Consider the following 20867-nt stretch of genomic DNA (forward strand, 5'->3'; position numbering starts at 1 on the left):
GGACGACAGAGGGGAGGGGCGGCGGCCGTCCGCGGGCCGCCGCCCCTCCTGCCCCGTGCGGCCTACAGCGCCGACAGCTCGCTCTCCAGGTCGTCCAGGCCCAGCGAGCCCTGCGACAGCGCCGCCATGTGCCACTTCTTCGGGTCGAAGGCGGCGCCGTGCCGGCGGCGGGCGGCCTCGCGGCCGTTCAGCCAGGCCCGCTCGCCCAGCTTGTAGCCGATCGCCTGGCCGGGCATCCCCTGGTACCGGATGATCTCGCTCTCCACGAAGTCGGACGAGCGGCTGCAGTGCGCGTCCATGAACTCCTGCGCCAGCTCCGGCGTCCAGCGCTCGCCCGGGCGGAACGGCGAGTCCGCCGGGATCTCCAGCTCCAGGTGCATGCCGATGTCGATGATCACGCGGATCGCGCGCATCATCTGGGCGTCCAGGTAGCCCAGGCGCCGCTCGGCGTTGCTGAGGAAGCCCAGCTCGTCCATCAGCCGCTCGGCGTACAGCGCCCAGCCCTCGGCGTTGGCGCTGACCATGCCGACGGTGGTCTGGTAACGGGAGAGCTGGTCGCTGACGTGCGCCCACTGCGCGAGCTGGAGGTGGTGGCCGGGCACGCCCTCGTGGTACCAGGTGGAGACCAGGTCGTACACCTGGAAGCGGGTCTCGCCCATGGTCGGCAGCCACGTGCGGCCCGGGCGCGTGAAGTCCAGCGAGGGGCTGGTGTAGTACGGCGCTGCCGCGGTGCCCGCGGGCGCGATCCGCGACTCCACGCGCTTGACCCGCTCGGCCAGTTCGAAGTGCGTGCCGTCCAGCTTCTCGATGGCCTCGTCCATCAGCGACTGGAGCCACTCACGGGTCTCCTCGACGCCCTCGACCGCCTCGCCGTTCTCGTCCAGCCAGGCCAGCGCCTCCCACGGGGTCTTCGCGCCGGGGAGGACCTTCGCGGCCTCATTCTCCATCTCGGCGAGCAGCCGGTGGAATTCGGACCAGCCGTACGCGTACGCCTCGTCCAGGTCCAGGTCGCTGCCGTTGTAGTAGCGGGCGAGGCGGGCGTACCGCTCGCGGCCCACCACGTCCGGGGTGCCCTCGACGGCCGGCGCGTAGGTGTCGCGCAGCCAGTCGCGCAGCTCGGTCAGCGCGCCGGTGGCGAAGCCGGCCGCGGCGTCCAGGTCGGCGCGCAGGCTCTCGGGCCCGGTCGCGGCGAAGTCGGCGAACCAGCTGCGGTCCGTACCGATCCACTCGCCCAGCTGCCCGAGCACCGTCCGCACCTGCCGCGGCCCGGCCGGCAGCTCCCGCTTCAGGCCCTCACCCAGGGAGGCACGGTAGCCCTCCAGCGCGGCGGGCACCGCGCGCAGCCGCTGCACGACGGCCGCCCAGTCCTCGTCCGTCGCGGTCGGCGTGAGGGTGAAGATGTCGCGTACGGAGTGCAGCGGCGAGCTGAGGTTGCTGACGGCGCGCAGGCCCTCGCCCGCTTCGTGGACGGCGAGTTCGGCGGTCAGCCGCTCGCGCAGCAGCCGGGCGCAGCGCCGCTCGCCGTCGCTGTCGCCACCGGGCCGCGCCTCGGCCGCGGTGAGCCGGTCGAGCGTGGTGCGGGCCAGCTGGGCCAGCTCCTCCTGCCCCGTGGGGGAGAAGTCGGGCAGCTTGCCTGAGCTCTCCGGTACGCCGAGGAACGTGCCGGTGATGGGGTCGAGGGCGATCAGGGCGTCGACGTAGGCGTCGGCGACCTGGCGGGGCAGCGGCTCGGCGGCGGAGCCGGCCTGACCGGTGGAAGCGTTGGGTTCGGACATGGGCCCATCCTGGTACGGATGGGCCCACCGCGTCACCAGCAATTCCACTGACGGGCCTGTCGGGCCGGCTTCTTCGCCCTCCGCTGAATCGGGTGCGGTCCGCGCCGGTTCAGGCGGTCGTGCGGCGGCCCCGCAGCCGGTCCCGTACCAGCGCGACCGCCACCACGAGCACGGCGGCCAGCAGCGACAGCGTGACCTGCTGCCGCCCGGCCGGGTCGGTCAGCATGTAGACCAGCACGAACGAGATCATGCCGATCGTCGCCCAGGTCAGATACGGGAACAGCCACATCCGCACGACGAGCTTGCGCGGGTCGTCCCGCAGGATCATCCCCCGCATCCGCAGCTGCGCGAAGCAGATGACCAGCCACACGAACAGCGCGACGGCGCCGGAGGAGTTCAGCAGGAAGGCGAAGACGGTGTCCGGCCACTCGTAGTTGAAGAACACCGCGAGGAAGCCGAAGAGGACCGAGGAGAGGATCGCGGCGCGCGGCACGCCACGGGCGCTGGTGCGCGCGAACGCCTTGGGCGCGTCGCCGCGCCGGCCGAGCGAGAAGGCCATGCGGGAGGCGGTGTAGAGCCCGGAGTTGAGACAGGACAGCACCGCCGTCAGCACGATGACGTTCATGACCTGTCCGGCGTGCGGGATGCCGATCGAGTTCAGGGCCGCGACGTAGCTGCCGTCCTTGGTGATCGACGCATCGTTCCACGGCAGCAGGCTCACCACGACGAAGATCGAGCCGAGGTAGAAGACGCCGATGCGCCAGATGACGCTGTTGGTCGCCTTGGTGACCGCGCGCTGCGGGTTCTCCGACTCGCCGGCGGCGAGCGTGACGATCTCGCTGCCCATGAAGGAGAAGACCACCATGAGCACGCCGGTCAGGATCGATCCCGGACCGTGCGGCATGAATCCGCCGTGCGCGGTGAGGTTCGCGATGCCCGCGGACTCGCTGTGCGCCCCGGGGAGCACCCCGAAGACGGCCAGCAGGCCGATCACGACGAACGCGCCGATCGCGACGACCTTGATCCCGGCGAACCAGAACTCGAATTCACCGTACGAGGCGACCGACGCCAGGTTCGTGGCCGTGAGCACCACCATCACGATCAGCGCCCAGCCCCACTGCGGCACGGCCGGGACCCAGCCTTCGAGGATCTTCGCGCCCGCCGTCGCCTCGACGGCCAGCACCACGACCCAGAAGAACCAGTACAGCCAGCCGATCGAGAAGCCCGCCCAGCGGCCGAGCGCCCGGTCCGCGTACGCGGAGAACGACCCGGAGCTGGGATAGGCCGCCGCCATCTCGCCCAGCATCCGCATCACGCACACGACCAGCGCGCCGACCAGGGCGTACGACAGGAGGATGGCGGGTCCGGCGGCGGCGATGCCGGAGCCGGAGCCGACGAACAGGCCGGCGCCGATCACCCCGCCGATCGCGATCATGGACAAGTGACGGTTCTTGAGACCGGCCTGCAGGCCGTCCGACGGGCCGTCGCCGGGGGCGGACGGTGGGGATGGCGCCACGTCGGTCGTCGGTTGCGTGCTCATACGGTCCTCGGCATTTCGGTGGGATTCCATCCCTGCGGGGCAGGGCGCGGCGCGCCGCGGGGTGCGGCGGTCCGCGATGAGGTGCGTCGCGTGGGGGAGGCGGGGAGCCGGCGGCGCGCTGCGGGCGGACGCCCGGCGTCCGGGGCCCGGTGTCCCGGGGTGTCCCGGCCCCCGGGGGTCACCCGGGAGGTCACGGGGGTTCGATCTTGCGTTACGCAGACGCTAGGAAGAATTTCCGCCACTCACCATGTACAGATGTCACACGCTGCCCGCCGGACCTTTCGACATGTGCACAAACGCGCAGGTCAAGGGCGGTGCGGAAGGGCCCTGGCGCCGGTCAGCGTGCACGGGTCGACGTCCCCCGCGACATCCTCCGGGTCGATTCCGGCATACCGGGCCAGCTGCGCGACGTCGCGCCCCTGGAGGAGTGGGAGCGCTTCCGCGATCCGCTCGTCGCTCCAGTTCCACCACCCGATCCGCCAGAGCAGCTTGCGGCGCAGCGGGTCGAAGCGGTGCCGGACGATCCTGTTGTTGCCCACCACGACGGAGTAGGGGGCGACGTCCTTGGAGACGACGGCGCGCGCCCCGATGATCGCGCCGGTCCCGATGCGCACACCGGGCAGCACGACCGCCTCGTAGCCGGTCCACACCTCGTGCCCGACGACGGTGTCGCCGGCCGGTGCCCAGGCGTCGTGCTCGTGCGCGAAGAAGTTGAAGCCGTACGGCGTCACGGCGTCGGGGTGGGTGTCGTGCCCGTGATTGCCGCCCAGCAGAAACGCCGTGCCCGAGGCGAACTGGCAGAAGTTCCCGATCCGCAGCCGGTCCAGGGGCACGCCGCTGTCGCCGTACTCCGTGCGGTCGTCGAAGGCGTAGCGCAGCCGCGCGGCGAACGACTCCTGGTGGTGGTAGCCGCTGTACCAGCTGTGCCGGCCCTCCTCCAGCGCGATCAGCGGGTGCGCCGACACCTCGGGATCGGTGTCGATTCGCTGCACTTCGGTGAAATTGTTGAAGATCTCGGTCATGGGCGCGGACGCTAACAGCGCGGCTGCGCAAGGTCTTCCGGTTTTCTTCTGTGTGCCGCGGGTGTGCTGCCGGTAAAGAGGTGTGAGACTTTTGTGCCCGGCGCCGCGGGAGGTGTGCTTTCCGCGGTAACGGGCACGGTGCGCGTTGTTACCATGCGTCCATGGCGGGGGACACCGGCCCGACCGGCCCGGAGAGCAGTGCTCCGACGGATCCGAGCACACACCAGCTGAGACTGTTCCTGCTGCTGGCCGAGGAGATGCACTTCGGCCGGGCGGCGAAGCGGGTGTTCATGACGCAGCCCGCCTTCTCGCAGCAGATCCGTTCGCTGGAGCGGCGCCTCGGGCTGACCCTGGTCGACCGCACCACGCGCACGGCGGGGCTGACCCCCTCGGGGCAGGAACTGCTCCCGGAGATCCGGGCGATGGTGCAGGCCGCCGACCGGCTGCGGCAGGTCGCCGGCGAGCGCATCCGTACGCTCTCGGGCCGGGTGGTCATCGGCTCCTTCGAGGCCATCACCTCCGTCCACCCGATCCCGGCGATCCTGGCGGAGCTGAAGGCGCGGCATCCGGGGATCGAGGTCGAGATCGTCCGGATGGGCTTCGCGGACTCCGCGGCCACCGTCCTCGCGGGCGGCGTGGACGCGGCGTTCCTCTTCCCGCCCGTGCCGCCCGGGATCCAGACCCAGCGCCTCGCCGAGCTGCGCCGCGTCGTGTGCCTGGCCGCCTCCGACCCGCTCGCGGACGCGGGCCCGCTGACGCTCGCCCGGCTCAGCGAGCGGCGGTTCATCGGTTTCTCGCCGGAGATCCCCAAGGTCTGGCGGGACTTCTGGGGAGTCGACCCCCGCCCCGACGGCAGCCCGGCCCGCTACACCGCGCACCAGATCGCCGAGTTCGAGCCCGCGCTCACGGCCATCGCCCTCGGCGAGGGAGTGCAGTTCCCGCCGGAGCCGGCCCGCTGGCTCTACCAGCGGCACGGCGTCGCGTACGCCGAGGTCACCGACCTCCCGCTGTGCCACACGGCCCTCGCCTGGCGGACCCCCGACCGTGACCGGCCGATAGTGACCGCACTGCGCCGGGCCACCCGCACGGTCCTGGACCGGATCCGATAGCCGGGGCAGCGGGGCCGCGCCTTCCAGAACCGGTCCCTCAACCGTGAACTCGGCGCGCACGGTCCCGTCGGCAGCCTTCAGCCGAGCTGCTCGGCCAGTCCGACGATGATGCCCTCGGGGCCGCGGACATAGCAGAGCCGATAGCTCTCCTCGAACTGCGCCAACTCGCCGACGAGTTCGGCCCCATGGGCGCGCAGGCGGGCAACGACGTCCTCGATGTCGTCGACGGCGAACATGACGCGGCGAATGCCCAGCGTGTTCGCCGGCGCGTCCTTGGGCTCGGCGCTGATCGCCTTCGGCGTGTGGAACCTCGCCAGTTCGATGCGGCCGTGGCCGTCCGGGGTCCGCAGCATCGCGATGTCCTGTCGGACGTCGTCGATCCCGATGACACGCTCCACCCAACGTCCCTCGACCGGCCCCTTACCCTCCAGCTCCATGCCGAGTTCGACGAAGAACGCGATAACGGCCTCAAGGTCGTCGACAACGATGAGGACGTTGTCCATCCGCTGGATCGTCATGCCGGGTCTCCTTGGTCACTCGGGGTTCTCCGCGTGGGTGAGGGTCTCCCAGCCGACGAAGAGGTTGTTGGAGCCGGCCGGGCGGCCGCGTTCGGTGAGCGTCTGAGTGTTCGTCATGGCCTGGCCGAGGCGGCCGTGCAGCGCGTTGAACCCGACCTCGGTGACCGGGCCGAGGCCGCGCTTGATACTGCCACCGCACAGCCAGGTCGGCGGCGCCTCGCCCAGCTCGTACTTGGCGTGGAAGCCGAGCGCGTACCGCAGCCGTTCGCCGACGTCGGTGGCGTACAGGTCCTGGCCCTGGATGCGGCTGGTCTCGGCGATGTGCGAGATCGCGGAGATGCCGTAACCGGTGTGGGTGAAGTCGCGGCAGGTCTCCTGGGAGAGGCCGTTGACGAAGGTGGACTGACCCTGCCAGTACTTGATGACCTTGTCGCGGCTGTCCAGCCCGCTGCCCGGCGCGGTCTTCGGCAGGTCGCCGTCGCCGCTGAGGTAGACATACGCGGGCACCCGGCCGCGGAACTTCGCCATCGCCTTGTCGTACGACGCCTTGTCGTCGAGGAAGACGGATATGCCGACGGCGGCCTCCATCATGCTCAGTTCCCAGTTGCCGTTGGAGTTCGAGCCGCCGATCACCTTGGGCAGGTAGACGGTGCGCAGCATGGTCTTGAAGCGGTCCACCTTGTCCTGCGCCCAGCCGGTGTAGGTGTACCGGATGATCTCGGCGGCCCGCGGCCAGGAGGAGCCCGCCCAGCCGGTCTGCAGCGGGGCGTTGGAGTTGGTGTGGTCCTTGATGGTGCCCGACCAGGCGTCCATGATCTCGATCGCCTTCTTGGCGTACCGCTCGTCCCCGCTGACGTACCAGGTCAGCGCGAGCGTGTACGCGGCGAGGGCGTCCTCGCGCTCGTCCGTGCAGCCGTAATTGGGGTCGGAGTAGGAGCCGCACTCGACGACGGCGCGCGGCTTGGGCGTGCGGTCGAGCGCGGCGTACTTGCTCGCCTTCATCCGGTCGTAGGCGTTCTTCCAGGGCTGTGCCCCGGAGTCGACCTTGTCGCGGACGAAGTCGAGCTGGCCGCGGGAGACCAGGACACCGGGGTGGGTGAAGCCGGCCGACGGCGCGGCGGCGAGCGTGGCCAGGACGGCGGTGGCGGCGAGGAGGGCGGTGCCGATGGTGCGTGCCGCACGGTGGGGACGTCTCTGCACTGGCATGGGGGGTTTCCGTCCTTGTATGTGAACGGTGGTCGCCTCTTTGGACAGGCGCGATGGTCGGTGAACCTAAAGGTCTGCACCAGACGTGTCAACACTCCTTGCCAGAACGCGAAAAGGGCCCCGCCGGTACAGCGGGGCCCGTCTCCGCGGCCGTCAGGCGGGCTTGAGCGGGTCGTGGCCGATGTTCATCAGGCCGTGGCGCCAGTCGGCGCCGCCCGCCTGCGGGTCGCGGTGCTCGGCCCGCTGGGTCTCCACGATCTCGCACACCCGCCGCATGACCTGCGCGTCGTCCTCCGTGAGGTCGGTACGGCGCTTGCCGAGGATCTCCAGTACGTGCCGCCCGAGCGGCGCACCGGCCTGGTCGGGGACCACCTCCGACTCCTGGCCCGCGGCCTGGACGCTCAGCCACTCCTGCAGCTCACGCGACGTCATGTTGACGACGGAGTGGAACGCGTCCCACAACTCGGTGCTGACCTGTGCGCTCACGACATGCCTCCTCGGGCTCACGACCGCCCGGAATCACCCGGAATGTACGCCGCACAAGTATCCGGCGACCCACCTGGGCAAACCCCGCGTCACCCGGCCGTCAGGCAGTGCGTTCCAGCACCACGACCGGGATGTCCCGGTCGGTCTTCTGCTGGTACTCGTCGTACTGCGGCCAGACCGCCGCCATCGTCCGCCACATCGCCGGCTTCTCCTCCGCCGTCGCCGTGCGGGCGCGCGCGGTGAACCGGTCGCCCTTCACCTGTACCTGGACCTCGGGATTCGCCTGCAGGTTGAGGTACCACAGAGGCGGTGCGTCCGAGCCGCCCTTGGAGGCGACGACCAGCAGGTCGTCACCGAAGGGCTGGTAGATCAGCGGCGTGCTGCGCTGCTCGCCGCTCTTGCGGCCGGTGGTGGTGAGGATGAGCGTCGTGGTGCCCTGCCACTCGTGCCCTTCCGCGCCATCGGTCTCGACGTACCGCTTCACGTGTTCCTTGCCGAACAGCATCGGCCGACTCCTTCGTACGGACGAACAGGGACAGGGCAAACCTGCCATCGTGGGGCGCCGCGTACACCTCCGTTCCGCGCCGATCCGCGCCCGGCGCACCCCGGCCGCCCCGCTCCGGCGGTCGCGCCGCGCCGCCCGGCGCTCACCGCCGCGGAATGCCCCGCATCCCCACCTCGGCGGCGACCAGCCGGTCCAGCGCCTCCTGGGTGTCCGCCAGACCCGGTACGCACACCACCTCGCCCCGCTCCAGCGCCGCCAGCGAGGCCGTCACCACCTCGTCCACCGGCATTCCCCCCTCCGCGTGAACCCGCTGCTCCGTACCGGCGACCGACTCCTCACCCGTCGTCAGATGGAACTCGGTGGCGGTGAGCCCCGGGCAGAGCACCTGAATGCGGAGCGGGGTGTCCGCCAGCTCGGCCGCGAGGGTCCGGGTGAAGGTGACGACGTACCCCTTCGTGCCGCCGTAGACGGCGCGCCGGGGGAGCGGGTCCGGGGGCAGCGAGCCGGCGAACGCGAGGCGGGAGGCGACGTTGACCACCGCGCCCCGGCCGCGCTTCAGCATCCCGGGGACGGCGGCCCGGGTCAGCACCGTCAGCGCCGTGACGTTGACGCTGAGCACCCGCGTCAGCAGCATCGGGTCGACCTCGGTGAAGTTTCCGTAGCCATTGATGCCCGCGTTGTTGACCAGCAGCGCCACGTCCTCGGCCGCGACCCGCTCGGCCGTCCGCGCCAGGTCCTCCGGTACGCCCAGGTCGGCGACGAGCGTCTCGACGGCGACGCCGGCCGTCTCCCGCAGCCGGCCGGCGAGCTCGTCCAGCCGCTGCGCCCGCCGCGCCACGAGCACCAGGTCCCAGCCGGCCTCGGCCAGCCGCTCGGCGTACCGCGTGCCGATCCCCGACGAGGCCCCGGTCACCACGGCCGTCCCGGTTCCGGTCGTCTCCATCTCCGCGCTCACTCCTTCGCTGATCGGCACCCGCGCAAGCTACCGGAACACCTTATTCCGGTAGCCGTCCGACAGCCGTCCGGCGCGCGTCAACGCGTGGTGTAGGCGCCGCCGTTGACGTGGATCGTCTGGCCCGTGATGTGCCGGGCGCCGGGAGAGGCGAGGAAGAAGACGGTCTGCGCGATGTCCTCCGGCGTGCCCGGACGCTTGTTGTGCGTCTCCTGGACCAGCTTCTCGTGCCGGGCGTCCGGCAGCTGCCCGCCGAAGAAGGCGGTGCCGGCGACGTAACCCGAGGAGATCACGTTGGTGGTGATGCCGTGCGGGCCGACCTCGGCGGAGAACGCGGCGTTCCACGCCTGGAGGGCCGCCTTGGCCGCGCCGTACGAGCCGCCGCCGCGCTCCGCGCCGATCGACCCGATGCTGATCACGGAGCTGCCGTCGGCGAGGAGGTCGCGTACGGCGGCAGTGGTCAGCACCGCGCCGAGCACGTTCTGGGAGAGGTTGCCGTGCCACTCGGCGACCAGCTTGTCCAGCGGCGAGCCCGCGGCCGACGCGGCGTCGAACAGGCCGCCGGCCGCGTTCACGAGGACGTCGAGCCGGCCCGTCGCCTCGATCCGGTCGGCCAGCGCCGCGACCTGAGCGGGGTCGGTCGCGTCGCAGACGACGCCCTCGGCGCCCAGTTCGACGGCGGCGCGCTCGACGGTGTCGGCACGGCGTCCGGTGACGACGACCTTCGCCCCGTCGGTGGCGAACGCCCCGGCGACGGCGCGCCCGATGCCGCTGGTACCGCCGGTGACGAGCACGGTGCGGGTCATGAGGTTCCTCCCCTGAGAACTTCTGCGAGCTGCTGCGCACTGCTATGTTTAGGTCTAAACGTACCCCACGGCAGCGGGAGCGCACCATGAGCGAGGACCTCGGCACCGCCGCGGGCGGCGCCGTCCCGTCGTATCCCGCCGCCGAGATCGCGGCGGCGTGGCAGCGGGAACGGCCGGGCACGCCCACCGAGTCGATCGAGATCGTGACGCCGATCTGGTGGCTGGGGAAGCTCTTCGCGATCGACCGCGACCGGGCGCTGCGCGCCGCGGGCATCGACACGGCCACCCTCGACCTGCTGTCCGTCATCCGCCGCTCCGGGCCGCCCTACACCCTCAGTACGCGGGAGATCGCCCGGCGGACGCTGGTGACCGCGGGCGCGATCTCCCAGCGCGTCGCGCGGGCCGAGCGCGGCGGGCTCGTCCGGCGGGCCCCGGCCGGACCCGGGAGCCGGGCGGTCCTGGTGTCGCTGACCGACGCGGGCCACGCGCTCGTCGAGCATTCCGTCGACGAGGTGCTCGGCCGCGAAGCCACCCTCGTCGCCGGCCTGTCGGCGTCCGAACGCGCCACCCTCGCCGCCCTGCTGGACAAGCTGCTCACCGACGTCAGGACGCGCACGGGCGACACCGCCTGACGCACCGTCGATGCCGGCCGGGCGCCCGCGGCCGGGCGTCGACACTCATGCGGCACTCACTCAGCGTCACGATCTCCCTGGTTTTTCGCGCCCGGGCGGGTGGGAGCAATTCCTGGCATGCGACCGGAGTTCCGTACCCGCTCCAGGCAGTACGGGCCCGGCCCGAGAACGTCCAGGAGAAACCATGAAGCTGACCGCCACAGGGATGAAGGCCACCGCGGCCGCCGCCGTCATGGTGGCCGCGCTCACCGTCCCGGCCGCCACTTCTTCCCCGTCCGCCACGGCGTCCGCCGCCGGTGCGCCGTCCGCCCCGACCACCCACCTCACAGGCGCCGCACCGGCCGCCTTCGCGATCCCGCCCGGCCTGTCCTGCGACACCGGCAAGCACGCCAACGACGAGTACACCGGCTACGCGCTCTGCCGGAACAACGGCGGCGCACCGCAGACCTTCTGGGTGCACCTGGTCTGCGGCTGGGCGCCGGACGTGGACGGCGAGCATGTCACGCTCAACCCCGGCCAGTCGGGGCAGTCCACCGCGCACTGCGGCAGTCTCGGCACCGGCATCGGGGAGATCTCGGTACAGCCGTAGGGCGAGGGGCCGCGGCAGAGGCGCGGCCCTGCCGTTCGGGTGGCGGTACGTGTGTCGATTCAGCGACTCGGCTACTCATCGACCAACGAGGCGGCGCGGGAACGCCGCCTCCTCCTGTGGCAACCGATGGAGGTATCGATGAAGCGCTCCGCTCTGCGCCTGGCCGCGGTCGCACTCCCCGTGACGGCACTCGTCCTGGCCGCCGGTGGTACGGCGTCCGCCCACGATGACGACGACTTTCTGAAGAGCAGGATCGTCGTCACGACAACGCACCACCACTGCGACGGCCACGGGCCGCACGGATGGCACAGCAGTGGCGACTGGTCGACCTCGGTCTCCATCGAGACCGGCATGGGCGGCGACCTCGACATGTACAACGACTGACCGCACGCGCACCGGGCCCCGCCCTCCCCAGAGGAGAGCGGGGCCCGGTCGCGCGTTCCGAGGAGAGCGTCAGCCGGCGTGCAGCGGCGGCACCGCCGGGACCTCGATGGCGCTGTCGATGTCCTCCTGGGTGAGGCGGAACTGCGCGGGGTACGCGTCGCGCCGGGTACGGCGGTCGGGCTCGGTGGTGCGCCAGGTGTACAGGCAGCGGGTGCACTGGAGCACGTCCCAGACGCCGGGGACGGGGGAGTGGGCGAGGGTGTCGAGCGCGTCGTGCGCGCAGCGGGGGCAGATCATGCGGGTCTCCGGAAGGGGAAGGCAGGGGGCGGGTCAGCGGGCGGCGATCAGCGCGTTCAGCCGGCCGATCCACTCCTTGGTCTCGGGCAGGTCGCGGACCGGGGTGCTGAAGTTGCCGCGATTGTCGGGCGAGACCGGGGTCGTGGCGTCGATGATCATCTTGCTGGTGATGCCGGCGGGGTTGGCCGCCGGGGCCAGCTCCAGGACGGACAGGTTGGGAATGATCACGACGTCGTCCGCGGGGTTGACCTTGGAGGACATCGCCCACATCACCTGCGGCAGGTTGAACGGGTCGACGTCCTCGTCGACGAGGATCACCTGGGCGACGTACCCCAGACCGTGGGGCGTGGTCATCGCGCGCATGCCGACCGCCTTGGCGAAGCCGCCGTACCGCTTCTTCGTCGAGATGATCACGGCCAGGCCGTGCGTGTACATCGCGTTGACCGCCTGCACCTCGGGGAACTCCGCGCGCAGCTGCTTGAGCAGTGGCACGCAGGTGTTCGGCCCGACGAGGTAGTCCACCTCGGTCCACGGCATGCCCAGGTAGAGCGACTCGAAGACCGGGTTCGTGCGGTACGAGATGCGGTCGATGCGGACCACCGGCATCCGGCGGCCGCCCGAGTAATGCCCGGTGAACTCGCCGAACGGGCCCTCGATCTGCCGCTTGCGGCCCTCGATCACGCCCTCGATGACGACCTCCGAGCCCCAGGGCACGTCGAAGCCGGTGAGCGGCGCGGTGGCGATCGGCGCGGGCGCGCCGCGCAGCGCGCCGGCCATCTCGTACTCGGAACGGTCGTACCCCATCGGCATGCCGGCCACGATCGTCATCACCGGGTCGTTGCCGAGCGTGATCGCGATGGGCAGGTCCTCGTCCCGGCTCTCGGCCGCCTTCAGGTGCAGCGCCACGTCGTGCACCGGGACCGGCTGGATGGCGAGCCGGTCGCGGCCGATGACCTCCAGGCGGTACGTGCCGACGTTCTGCTTGCCGAAGTGGTCCGGGTCGTCGGGGTCGCGGGAGACGACCGCGGCCTTGTCCAGGTAGAAGCCGCCGTCGCCGTCGTTGAGGCGGAAGAGCGGAAGGACCTTGAAGAGGTCGATGTCCGCGCCCTCCTGCGTGTTCTCGCGCCAGGGGGCGTCCTCGCGGCGCTCGGGCGCGACGGGGAAGTCGTCCCAGCGCCGCGCGAACTCCTCGACCTGGTCCTTGACCGAGGTGGCTGCGGGCAGGCCGAGGGCGAGGGCGTGGTTGCGCCAGGAACCGTGCACGTTCAGGGCGATCCGCGCGTCGGTGAAGCCCTTGACGTTGTCGAAGTACAGGGCGGGGGCGCCCTCGCCGATCCGGCCCGCCGCGTTGGCGGCCGCGGCCAGGTCCGGCTCGGGCAGTACCTCGTCGGTGATGCGCAGCAGCTGGCCCTCGCCCTCCAGGGTGGTCAGAAAGCTGCGGAGGTCGTCGTAGGCCATGTCGGCTCCTTGCTGTCAGTGCTGTGGTGACGCGCCGCCCGCATGCCGGCCCACCGCTTGGCGGCGGGCGCCGGCAGGTCGAACTGGTCGACGATGCGGGCGGTGATGTGGTCGACGATGTCGTCGACGGTGGCGGGGTGGTTGTAGAAGGCGGGCATCGGCGGCACGATCTGCACGCCCATCCGCGCCAGCGCCAGCATGTTCTCCAGATGGATCTCGCTGAGCGGCGTCTCCCGCGGGACGACCACCAGCTTGCGGCGCTCCTTCAGTACGACGTCGGCGGCGCGGCCGACCAGGCCGTCCGCGTAACCGGCCCGGATGCCGGCGAGGGTCTTCATCGAGCAGGGCACGATGATCATGCCGTCCGTCCGGAACGACCCGGACGAGATGGCCGCGCCCTGGTCCTCGGGGCTGTGCACGACATCGGCCAGCCCGGCGACCTCGCGGGCGCTCCGGCCGGTCTCCAGCTCGATCGTGGACCGGGCCCAGCGGCTCAGTACGAGATGGGTCTCCACCTCCGGCAGCTCGGCCAGGTGCTCCAGCACCCGGATTCCGAAGACCGCCCCGGTCGCCCCGGTCATTCCCACGATCAGCCGCACGTCGCACCTCGCTCTCCGGCAGCTTCCGGCTCATCGCTGCCTCTTGTGCGACCGTAGGAGGGGGTACGGGGACGACAGCGGTACGCTACGGACTCAGCATGGGAAAAAACGGACAGCTCTCGATCACGGACGTCGCCTACCGGCCGTCTCTCGGCGCGCCCATTGGCATGGACGTCCTGGACTTCGCCGAGCTGCGGGCCCGCGGAGACCGCCGCGGCATCGATCTGGGGAGCCCGCAGCGCCCCGGCTTCCACCACCTCATCCACGTGCGCTCCGGCACCCTGCGGCACACCGTGGACTTCTCCGAGCACGTGCTGCGCGCCGGCAGCTGGCTGTGGATCCAGCCGGGCCAGGTGCACCAGTACGTCCCCGAGGACCTGGCGGCCGCGCGCGGCACCATCGTGATCTGGCAGCCCGGCTTCGCCGACGCCGAGGCGCCCTTCGAGCAGGTCCCGCTGCTGCCGGAGGGGCCGCACGCCCGCGCCACCCAGCTCGCCCTGCGCCACCTCACCCACGAGTACGCCGACCTGGCCTCCATCCCCCTCCAGGCGCACATCGAGGCGCTGCGCCTGCTGTTGGCCGTGCTGCTGCTGCGGCTCGCCCACGCCCGCCCCGAGACCCCCGCCGCGCACCGGCCGGGCGGCGCCTTCGCGCACTACCACGCAGCCGTCGAGCGCGACTTCGCCGACACGCACCGCGTCGCCGACTACGCCACCGCGCTCGGCTACAACGTCCGTACCCTCACCCGCGCCACGCTCGCCGCCACCGGCCTGTCCGCCAAGCAGTACCTCGACGCGCGCATCCTCCTGGAGGCCAAGCGCCTCCTGGTGCACACCGACGCCCCGGCGGCCGAGGTCTCCCGCCGGCTCGGCTTCCGGGAGCCGGGCGACTTCTCCAAGTTCTTCCGCAAGCGCGACGGCCGCACGCCGCAACAGTTCCGGGCGGTGGCCCGCGGCGCGACGGAACAGGCCGTGCGGAGTGAAAATCCGACGACTCGGTGACCCGGCTCACCTCGGTCGGCCATCAGGGTCAATTGCCCGAGCGCCGCGCTTCGGGAACCGGCGGGGCGGAGAAGCATGGGGGCGATCAACCCACCTACCTGAAGAGGTATGACATGCGCAAGATCTTCGCTCGTACCGCTGCGTCTCTCGCCCTGGCCTCGGCCGCGCTGGTCCCGATGAGCGGCATCGCTTCCGCGCACGACCACGACGACGTCAGCGGGATGCTCAGCGGCTCGGCGAGCAGCATGACCAGCGTCGGCGGCCACGACGGCGTCGTGACCGTGGGTGACGCGCGGGCCGCCGCCTACTGGATGGGGCTCGTCGACGCGGGCCGGTTCTGACCGGTCCGGGCGACGGCTGAGCTGTCGTGCCGTCCAGTGGCGGTGTTGCCCCGGGACCGGGGCGGCACCGCCACTGTGCGTACTAGGTCATGACGCACCGTCAGGAAGCGCGCGGGCCCGCGACCGGCTCCCGCTGTACGTCATGGGCGTGGATCCAGCCGAAGTCCGCCGGGACCGTGGCCAGCTTCCGGTCCCGGCGCTCGGCCGCCGGCCCGTCGGGCAGGTGCAGCAGGCCGGAGGTGACCCAGGAGCTGCGCTGCACCTGGCGGGTGCGCACCCGCCGGAGCCCTTCGTACCGGAGCAGGGCCGCGCCGTACGCGTCCGGCCCGCCGGCCGCGCGGGAGTCGGCCAGGCAGTCCGCCAGCGTCACGGCGTCCTCGATGGTCTGGTTGGCGCCCTGCCCGTGGTGCGGCAGCATCGCGTGCGCCGCGTCCCCGATCAGCACCGCCCGGCCGCGGCTCCACCGCCGCAGCGGCGCCTGCCCGAACAGACCCCACCGCGCGCTCTGCGGCGCGGCCGCGAGCATCTCGGTGATCGCCGGGTGCCAGCCGTCGAACGCCGCGAGGAGTTCCCCGGGCGCGGCTTCCGCCCGCCAAGTGCCGTCGGCCCAGCGGTCCGGGCCCTCCACCACCGCGAGGAAGTTGACCGTTCCGGCGCTGTCGATGGGGTAGTGCAGCACGTGCGCGCCGGGCCCCATCCAGAACTGGATGGCCGCCGGGTCCGGCAGCGAGGGCATTGCCTCGGCCGGCACCAGGCCGCGGAAGCCGCTCGTACCGGAGTACGCGGTGACGTCCTCGGCGGTGACCTGGCGCCGCACGGTGGAGTGCACGCCGTCCGCGCCGACGACCAGCCCGGCCCGCACGCTCCGGCCGTCCGCGAGGTCCAGGCGTACCCCGCCGCCGTCCGCCGCCGCGTCCTCGTGCACCCCGCCGACCGCCGTGCCCAGGTGCAGCCGCTCGCTGCCCCAGGCGTCGCCCAGGATGCGCTGGAAGGCCGCGCGGTGCACGCCCAGGTAGGGGCCGCCGAACCGCGTACGGTACGAGTCGCCGACCGGGTGCGCGGCGATGCGGCGGCCGTCCCGCCAGTGCCGGTACACCAGCTCGGTCGGCTCGGCGCCGGCCGCCGTCAGCTCCGTGTCCAGGCCGAGCCGGGCGAGCAGCCGGGTGGCGTTCGCCGACAGTGCCACCGCCGCGCCGACCTCGCGCAACTCGGGTGCCTGCTCGTGGATTTCCGCGTCGATGCCGCGTGCCCGCAGGGCGAGAGCCAGGGTGAGCCCGCCGATGCCGGCCCCCACGATCGCGATGTCCGGGCCCGTTGCGCCCATGCTCTGCCTCCTCGTCTCGCCGCTGTTGATGTACCGATCGGTACATCAACGGTTCGCGTTGGACTGTAGGTGTACCGATCGGTACGGTCAAGGGGTGCCTCGTGCGACGGATTCACGGAAACGGACCGAACTGCTGGAGAAGGTGGTGCAGCATCTGGAGCACCACGGCCTGGCGGGCCTGTCCCTGAGCCCACTCGCGGAAGCGGTGGGCACCAGCAAACGGATGCTGCTCTACTACTTCGGCAGCCGGGAGAACCTCCTGGCCCAGGCCCTGGCGGCCAGCCGGCCCGACGCCGAGGCGATGTTCGGCGGCGTCGACGACGCGGCGGAGCTGCGCCGCGCCGCCCGCGCGCTGTGGGAGGCGATCACGGTCGGCAGGCAGCGCGGGCTGGTCCGCATGCTGCTGCAGCTGCTCAGCCTGGCCACCACGCAGCCGGAGCCGTACGGAGCGCTGGCCGCCGACGCGGTCGAGGTGATGGTCGGCCCGATCGCCGCCGCCTACGTACGGCTCGGACACGCGGAGCAGGACGCCAGGGTCCGGGCCACGCTGCTGGTCTCGGGCCTGCGCGGGCTGTGCCAGGACCGCCTGGTCACCGGCGACACGGCCCGCATCGACGCCGCGGCGCACCGGCTGATCGAGGACGCCACGAGCCCGGCGGGCTGAATCCGGGCAACGCGGGCGGCGCGGGCGGCCTTACGGGGTCAGGGCGCCGCCGCGTAACGGTGCGTCAGTCCGAGGCCGGGGTGGCCGCCGAGTAACGGTGCGTCAGCCCAGGGTCAGGCGGGCCCGCCGCGTAACGGTGCGTCAGTTCGGCCACCGTCCGGGCCACGGCCGCGCGCAACTCGGGTGGGCCGAGCACCTCCGCCTCCGTGCCCAGCCTGAGCAGGTCGCCGACCGCGACGGCCGGTGTCTCGACCGCCAGCTCGACCCGCACCCAGCCCTCGTCGTCGGGCGGCCCGGCCGCTTCGAGGGCCCGCGCGCCCGCGGCGCCGAACTGCATGGGCAGCAGCTGCCGGCCGCGGGGCGAGATCCGCAGCTGCGCGACGCCCTGGTGGAGGGCGGTCTCCAGGCGGCGGGAGGACTCCGCCCAGTGCGCGGCCAGGTCGAATTCCGCCGGCCGGTCGAAGGCCTGCTCCGTGACGTCGACGGCCAGCAGGCGGGAGATCCGGTAAGTACGGATCGCCTCGCCCGCCAGCGCTACCAAGTACCAAATGCCGCCCTTGAGGACGAGGCCGAGCGGGCCGAGGTCGAGCGCCCGGTGGCCGTCGCCGCCCCACTTCCGGTACTGGACGCGCAGTACGCGCTGTTCCCACACCGCCTGTGCGACGCGGCCGAGATGGGGGACCGGGTCGGCCTCGCGGAACCACGCGGGCGCGTCCAGGTGAAACCGGTCCTGGACGCGCCGCGACCGATCCGCCAGCCCGGCCGGGAGCGCGGCCTGCAGCTTCAGCTGCGCGGTGGCCAGCACCGCGCCGAGGCCCAACTCGCCCGCGGCGCCCGGCGCCCCGGCGAGGAAGAGCGCGTCGGCCTCGGCGTCGGTGAGCCCGGTTAGCCGCGTGCGGTAACCATCCATCAGGCGGTAGCCACCGTCGGGGCCGCGGTCGGCGCAGACCGGGATGCCCGACGCGCCGAGCGCCTCGATGTCCCGGTACACGGTACGGACCGACACCTCCAGCTCCGCGGCGAGTTCGGACGCCGTCAGCCGCCCGCGGTTCTGGAGCAGCAGGAGCAGGGAGAGAAGCCGGTCGGCACGCATGGCAGCCATTGTCCCGTGTACCTGACAGAAGGTGTCAGGTACGGCGGACAGGCTGGTCACACACCGCGCGGAACAGGCCGTGCGGCCGATCGAAAGGGCGGCCATGCCCGCACAGACCACCGGCCACTTCACCTTCGCCGACTGGCAGGAGCGCACCGTCGGCCCGGCCGAGGCGCACCCGAAGCTCGCGCACGCCTCCGTCACCAACACCTTCACCGGTGGCATCGAGGCGGCCCGCACGACGTGCGAGTACACCATCGTCTACGCCACGGAGAAGACCGGCACGTTCACCGGCATGGAAGTACTGACCGGCAGCCTCGACGGGCGCGCGGGCACGTTCGTCGTCGAGGAGCGCGGCTCCTTCGAGCCCGACGGCACGGTGCACTGCACGTTCGAGGTGGTGCCGGGCACGGGCACGGGCGAGCTGGCCGGGCTGCGCGGCACCGGCTCCTTCACCGCCGTGCACGGCGCGCCGTCCGTCCCGTACACCTTCGAGTACGCGCTGGACTGACGACTGACCTGGACAGGGAAGGAGGCCGGTGGGCTGTGCCCACCGGCCTCCTTCCCTACGGCGTCCTTCGTCCTTCAGGACTGCGGACGGCTGCCGTGGTTGGCACCGTTCTTGCGACGTGCCTTCTTCTTGCGGCGGCGCTTGGACGACATGGCGGCTCCTTTTCTCGCGTTGCTTTTCGCCGAGTTTCCACCCTTTCATACCGGTATCCCGCTCGGCGATCTCGGGGGCCCGTACCCAGCCCCGCACGCGCAACGCCACTTCTTTCGCGTGAACCACCTCACGCCGCGATGACCACCACCGCACGCCACGACCGCAACCACCTCACGGTGCAACGACGGGCGCCCGCCTGGGGCACCGTGCGATCCAGTGATCACCGTGCGATCCAGTGATCTTTGCGCCGGTAGTCGGGTGAAGTTCTGTTAGCCATGCGCCACCGCGCGGAAGGACGGACACGTCACATCCATGATGCGAGGGAGAGAGCACCGTGCGTACCCGACTCGCGGCAGGTGCGGCAGCCGCCGCCTCCATGATCGTCCTCCTCGGCGCCCCCGTGGCCGCCGCCTACGCTCCGGCGTCCGCCGCCGGCGCAGTGCAGGTCGCCGGCGACCCCGGCGACGAAGACCCCGTCAACGGCCCGGCCGGCATGTCCGGCGACCCGGAGCCCGCGCAGCCGGGCGCCTTCCCGGGGCAGGAGCAGAACACGATGCCGGGCGACGAGGCGCGGCCGGGCGAGACGCCGAAGCAGCAGGGCAACAACGGCCTCCTCGGCGGTGGCGGCAAGGGCGGCCTGCTGGGCCTGGGGCTGCTGGGCCTCTGAGAGAACGCCCGAAACACACGCAGCAGGGGTCGCCCGCGCGGCGGCCCCTGCTGCGTTGCTGTGCGGCACCCTGCGCTGGCTTGCGCTGCACCCCGGGCCGTGACGGGTGGCCGGAAATCGGCGTCGCGTGCTACCGCCCTACGTGAACGACCGGTTACCGTGCGGAATGGTCCGAGCTGATGGCACATCAGCATCAGCACCCGCAGCGTGCACACGTGTACGCGCACGCCGTCGGCCCGGAAAGCCGTCCCCACGCAGCAGGTCTGCACGACCGCACAAGGAGAGCCCTGAGTGAACCGACTCCGTACCCTGCTCGCCGCGCTCGGCCTGGCCGCCGGGCTGGCGGCCGCCCCTGCCGCGAGCGCCGCGCCGCAGCAGCAGGAGAAGCGCCCGGCGGCCGACGCCGCCGCCCGGCACGAGCCCTGCACCGGCAAGTTCAACGGTGACGCGCGGCTCGGCCCGAAATGGCTGCCGAACAAGCGGCTGGCACCGGTGGGCCCGCTCCTGAAGGGGTACCACCGGACGGGCACGCTGTCGCCCGCCGCCTTCCTGAAGAAGTACTGGCAGGGACCGGCGGACTCGGGCAGCTGGAAGTACCCGCCCAACGACGGATTCGCCGAGGTCAACGGCGAGATCGACAAGGAGCCGTCGAAGCTGCGCACCGGCCAGCGGCTGGACCGCTTCGGCTCCGAGTTCGGCGGGTACCTGGCGCCGGCCGGCGACCCGTACGCCGAGCGCGCGCTGCCCCCGCAGAACCTCAACACCCGCGAACCCGTTTCGCCGTGCGACTACCACACGTACAAGGTGATCAAGCCGTTCTGGGTGTGGCAGGGCAGCATCGCCCCCTGGTTCGAACAGCCCGGCGGCGGCCAGCAGATCAAGCTGGACTCGGTGTTCCTGAACCCGGGCGAGGGCCAGCGGCTCAACGTGAAGTGGCTGGTGGACCACCGGTACCTCACGCCGGCGGACGCGTAGGCCGGACGGCGGACGACGCCATGGACCGGCAGCAGCTGCGGTCCGCGCTGCGCGCGGCCGGGGTGGCCGACGGCCACTACCGGATCGAGGGCGTGCACGAGCCGGCCCCCACGCCCCCCGACTTCCTGTACCTGCGCAGGACGCCGGACGGGGCGTGGGAGACCGGTGCGTACGAACGCGGCCGTTACGAGGTCATCGCCCGCCATACGGACGAGGCCGCGGCCTGTACCCACCTGCTGGCCCTGCTCACTTGAGGGCCC

Annotated in this window: 26 protein-coding genes; 11 read left to right on the forward strand and 15 right to left on the reverse strand. The window is 71.9% G+C overall.

The window, feature by feature from the left end:
- Window positions 1–62: 62 nt before the first annotated feature.
- From ACZ4MH_RS14860 to ACZ4MH_RS14870, 3 genes are all read right to left on the reverse strand, one after another.
- Entirely contained in the window at window positions 63–1775 is a 1713-nt protein-coding gene (locus ACZ4MH_RS14860; protein ID WP_351594359.1) for a DUF885 domain-containing protein, read from the reverse strand.
- 109 nt (window positions 1776–1884) lie between these two features.
- A complete protein-coding gene (locus ACZ4MH_RS14865; RefSeq protein ID WP_351594356.1) occupies window positions 1885–3315 on the reverse strand; it encodes an amino acid permease in 1431 nt (476 codons plus the stop codon).
- A 305-nt stretch (window positions 3316–3620) separates the two neighbouring features.
- Window positions 3621–4337, reverse strand: a complete 717-nt coding sequence (locus tag ACZ4MH_RS14870; protein ID WP_351594353.1) for a CatB-related O-acetyltransferase — start codon at window positions 4335–4337, stop codon at window positions 3621–3623.
- A gap of 161 nt (window positions 4338–4498) precedes the next feature.
- Here ACZ4MH_RS14870 and ACZ4MH_RS14875 point away from each other — a divergent pair, with 161 nt between their 5' ends.
- A complete protein-coding gene (locus tag ACZ4MH_RS14875; protein WP_351594350.1) occupies window positions 4499–5446 on the forward strand; it encodes a LysR family transcriptional regulator in 948 nt (315 codons plus the stop codon).
- Between the two features lie 77 nt (window positions 5447–5523).
- Here the strand turns inward: ACZ4MH_RS14875 and ACZ4MH_RS14880 are convergent, their stop codons facing one another.
- The 6 genes from ACZ4MH_RS14880 to ACZ4MH_RS14905 form a co-directional block, all read right to left on the reverse strand.
- On the reverse strand, window positions 5524–5964 hold the full coding sequence (locus tag ACZ4MH_RS14880; RefSeq protein WP_351594347.1) for a VOC family protein: 441 nt from the start codon (window positions 5962–5964) through the stop codon (window positions 5524–5526).
- A 15-nt stretch (window positions 5965–5979) separates the two neighbouring features.
- A complete protein-coding gene (locus ACZ4MH_RS14885) occupies window positions 5980–7170 on the reverse strand; it encodes an alginate lyase family protein (protein WP_351594345.1) in 1191 nt (396 codons plus the stop codon).
- Window positions 7171–7323: 153 nt separating this feature from the next.
- Window positions 7324–7656, reverse strand: a complete 333-nt coding sequence (locus ACZ4MH_RS14890) for a DUF3140 domain-containing protein (RefSeq protein ID WP_351594343.1) — start codon at window positions 7654–7656, stop codon at window positions 7324–7326.
- A 100-nt stretch (window positions 7657–7756) separates the two neighbouring features.
- Window positions 7757–8161 (reverse strand): nitroreductase family deazaflavin-dependent oxidoreductase, encoded by a 405-nt coding sequence (locus tag ACZ4MH_RS14895; protein WP_351594340.1) that lies wholly within the window; start codon window positions 8159–8161, stop codon window positions 7757–7759.
- 142 nt (window positions 8162–8303) lie between these two features.
- Window positions 8304–9104 carry an SDR family NAD(P)-dependent oxidoreductase gene (locus ACZ4MH_RS14900; protein WP_351594337.1) on the reverse strand — a complete coding sequence of 267 codons (801 nt, stop codon included), beginning with the start codon at window positions 9102–9104 and terminating at the stop codon, window positions 8304–8306.
- A gap of 89 nt (window positions 9105–9193) precedes the next feature.
- Window positions 9194–9919, reverse strand: a complete 726-nt coding sequence (locus ACZ4MH_RS14905) for an SDR family NAD(P)-dependent oxidoreductase (RefSeq protein ID WP_351594334.1) — start codon at window positions 9917–9919, stop codon at window positions 9194–9196.
- 86 nt (window positions 9920–10005) lie between these two features.
- Between ACZ4MH_RS14905 and ACZ4MH_RS14910 the strand changes: the two genes are divergently transcribed.
- The 3 genes from ACZ4MH_RS14910 (at window position 10006) to ACZ4MH_RS14920 (ending at window position 11524) form a co-directional block, all read left to right on the forward strand.
- Window positions 10006–10551: a MarR family winged helix-turn-helix transcriptional regulator gene (locus tag ACZ4MH_RS14910; RefSeq protein WP_351594332.1), complete on the forward strand. Its 546-nt coding sequence runs from the start codon at window positions 10006–10008 to the stop codon at window positions 10549–10551.
- A 184-nt stretch (window positions 10552–10735) separates the two neighbouring features.
- Entirely contained in the window at window positions 10736–11140 is a 405-nt protein-coding gene (locus ACZ4MH_RS14915) for a hypothetical protein (protein WP_351594329.1), read from the forward strand.
- A gap of 138 nt (window positions 11141–11278) precedes the next feature.
- Window positions 11279–11524 (forward strand): hypothetical protein, encoded by a 246-nt coding sequence (locus ACZ4MH_RS14920; RefSeq protein WP_351594326.1) that lies wholly within the window; start codon window positions 11279–11281, stop codon window positions 11522–11524.
- Window positions 11525–11593: 69 nt separating this feature from the next.
- On the opposite strand, the gene ACZ4MH_RS14925 is transcribed toward ACZ4MH_RS14920, so the two are convergent.
- The 3 genes from ACZ4MH_RS14925 to ACZ4MH_RS14935 are packed head-to-tail and all read right to left on the reverse strand — an operon-like array spanning window position 11594 to window position 13878.
- A complete protein-coding gene (locus ACZ4MH_RS14925) occupies window positions 11594–11821 on the reverse strand; it encodes a non-oxidative hydroxyarylic acid decarboxylases subunit D (RefSeq protein WP_351594323.1) in 228 nt (75 codons plus the stop codon).
- Window positions 11822–11854: 33 nt separating this feature from the next.
- Window positions 11855–13279: a non-oxidative hydroxyarylic acid decarboxylases subunit C gene (locus ACZ4MH_RS14930; protein WP_351594320.1), complete on the reverse strand. Its 1425-nt coding sequence runs from the start codon at window positions 13277–13279 to the stop codon at window positions 11855–11857.
- Complete coding sequence (locus tag ACZ4MH_RS14935; protein ID WP_351594317.1) at window positions 13249–13878, reverse strand: non-oxidative hydroxyarylic acid decarboxylases subunit B; 630 nt, start codon at window positions 13876–13878, stop codon at window positions 13249–13251. The genes ACZ4MH_RS14930 and ACZ4MH_RS14935 overlap by 31 nt, the downstream gene beginning before the upstream one ends.
- Before the next feature lie 98 nt (window positions 13879–13976).
- Here ACZ4MH_RS14935 and ACZ4MH_RS14940 point away from each other — a divergent pair, with 98 nt between their 5' ends.
- Window positions 13977–14879 carry a helix-turn-helix transcriptional regulator gene (locus ACZ4MH_RS14940; RefSeq protein ID WP_351594314.1) on the forward strand — a complete coding sequence of 301 codons (903 nt, stop codon included), beginning with the start codon at window positions 13977–13979 and terminating at the stop codon, window positions 14877–14879.
- A 113-nt stretch (window positions 14880–14992) separates the two neighbouring features.
- Window positions 14993–15220: a hypothetical protein gene (locus tag ACZ4MH_RS14945; protein ID WP_351594311.1), complete on the forward strand. Its 228-nt coding sequence runs from the start codon at window positions 14993–14995 to the stop codon at window positions 15218–15220.
- A 100-nt stretch (window positions 15221–15320) separates the two neighbouring features.
- On the opposite strand, the gene ACZ4MH_RS14950 is transcribed toward ACZ4MH_RS14945, so the two are convergent.
- Window positions 15321–16544: an FAD-dependent monooxygenase gene (locus ACZ4MH_RS14950; RefSeq protein ID WP_351594308.1), complete on the reverse strand. Its 1224-nt coding sequence runs from the start codon at window positions 16542–16544 to the stop codon at window positions 15321–15323.
- Window positions 16545–16638: 94 nt separating this feature from the next.
- Between ACZ4MH_RS14950 and ACZ4MH_RS14955 the strand changes: the two genes are divergently transcribed.
- Window positions 16639–17208: a TetR family transcriptional regulator gene (locus ACZ4MH_RS14955; protein ID WP_351594305.1), complete on the forward strand. Its 570-nt coding sequence runs from the start codon at window positions 16639–16641 to the stop codon at window positions 17206–17208.
- Between the two features lie 64 nt (window positions 17209–17272).
- On the opposite strand, the gene ACZ4MH_RS14960 is transcribed toward ACZ4MH_RS14955, so the two are convergent.
- Entirely contained in the window at window positions 17273–18301 is a 1029-nt protein-coding gene (locus ACZ4MH_RS14960) for a helix-turn-helix transcriptional regulator (RefSeq protein WP_351594303.1), read from the reverse strand.
- A gap of 103 nt (window positions 18302–18404) precedes the next feature.
- On the opposite strand from ACZ4MH_RS14960, the gene ACZ4MH_RS14965 reads away from it, so the two are divergent.
- Window positions 18405–18812 carry a DUF3224 domain-containing protein gene (locus tag ACZ4MH_RS14965; protein ID WP_351594300.1) on the forward strand — a complete coding sequence of 136 codons (408 nt, stop codon included), beginning with the start codon at window positions 18405–18407 and terminating at the stop codon, window positions 18810–18812.
- A 74-nt stretch (window positions 18813–18886) separates the two neighbouring features.
- On the opposite strand, the gene ACZ4MH_RS14970 is transcribed toward ACZ4MH_RS14965, so the two are convergent.
- Window positions 18887–18964, reverse strand: coding sequence for a 50S ribosomal protein bL37 (locus ACZ4MH_RS14970; RefSeq protein ID WP_370443954.1), 78 nt, complete (start codon window positions 18962–18964; stop codon window positions 18887–18889).
- Between the two features lie 335 nt (window positions 18965–19299).
- Between ACZ4MH_RS14970 and ACZ4MH_RS14975 the strand changes: the two genes are divergently transcribed.
- The 3 genes from ACZ4MH_RS14975 to ACZ4MH_RS14985 all read left to right on the forward strand — a co-directional run bounded on the left by ACZ4MH_RS14975 (window position 19300) and on the right by ACZ4MH_RS14985 (window position 20861).
- Entirely contained in the window at window positions 19300–19632 is a 333-nt protein-coding gene (locus ACZ4MH_RS14975) for a hypothetical protein (RefSeq protein WP_351594299.1), read from the forward strand.
- A gap of 291 nt (window positions 19633–19923) precedes the next feature.
- Window positions 19924–20607: a TNT domain-containing protein gene (locus ACZ4MH_RS14980; protein ID WP_351594296.1), complete on the forward strand. Its 684-nt coding sequence runs from the start codon at window positions 19924–19926 to the stop codon at window positions 20605–20607.
- Window positions 20608–20627: 20 nt separating this feature from the next.
- The gene (locus ACZ4MH_RS14985) at window positions 20628–20861 is read left to right on the forward strand and encodes a hypothetical protein (RefSeq protein WP_351594294.1); all 234 of its coding nucleotides are present in this window, start codon (window positions 20628–20630) and stop codon (window positions 20859–20861) included.
- The last annotated feature ends 6 nt before the right edge of the window (window positions 20862–20867 follow it).

It is taken from the genome of Streptomyces sp. NPDC026301 (assembly GCF_055567935.1).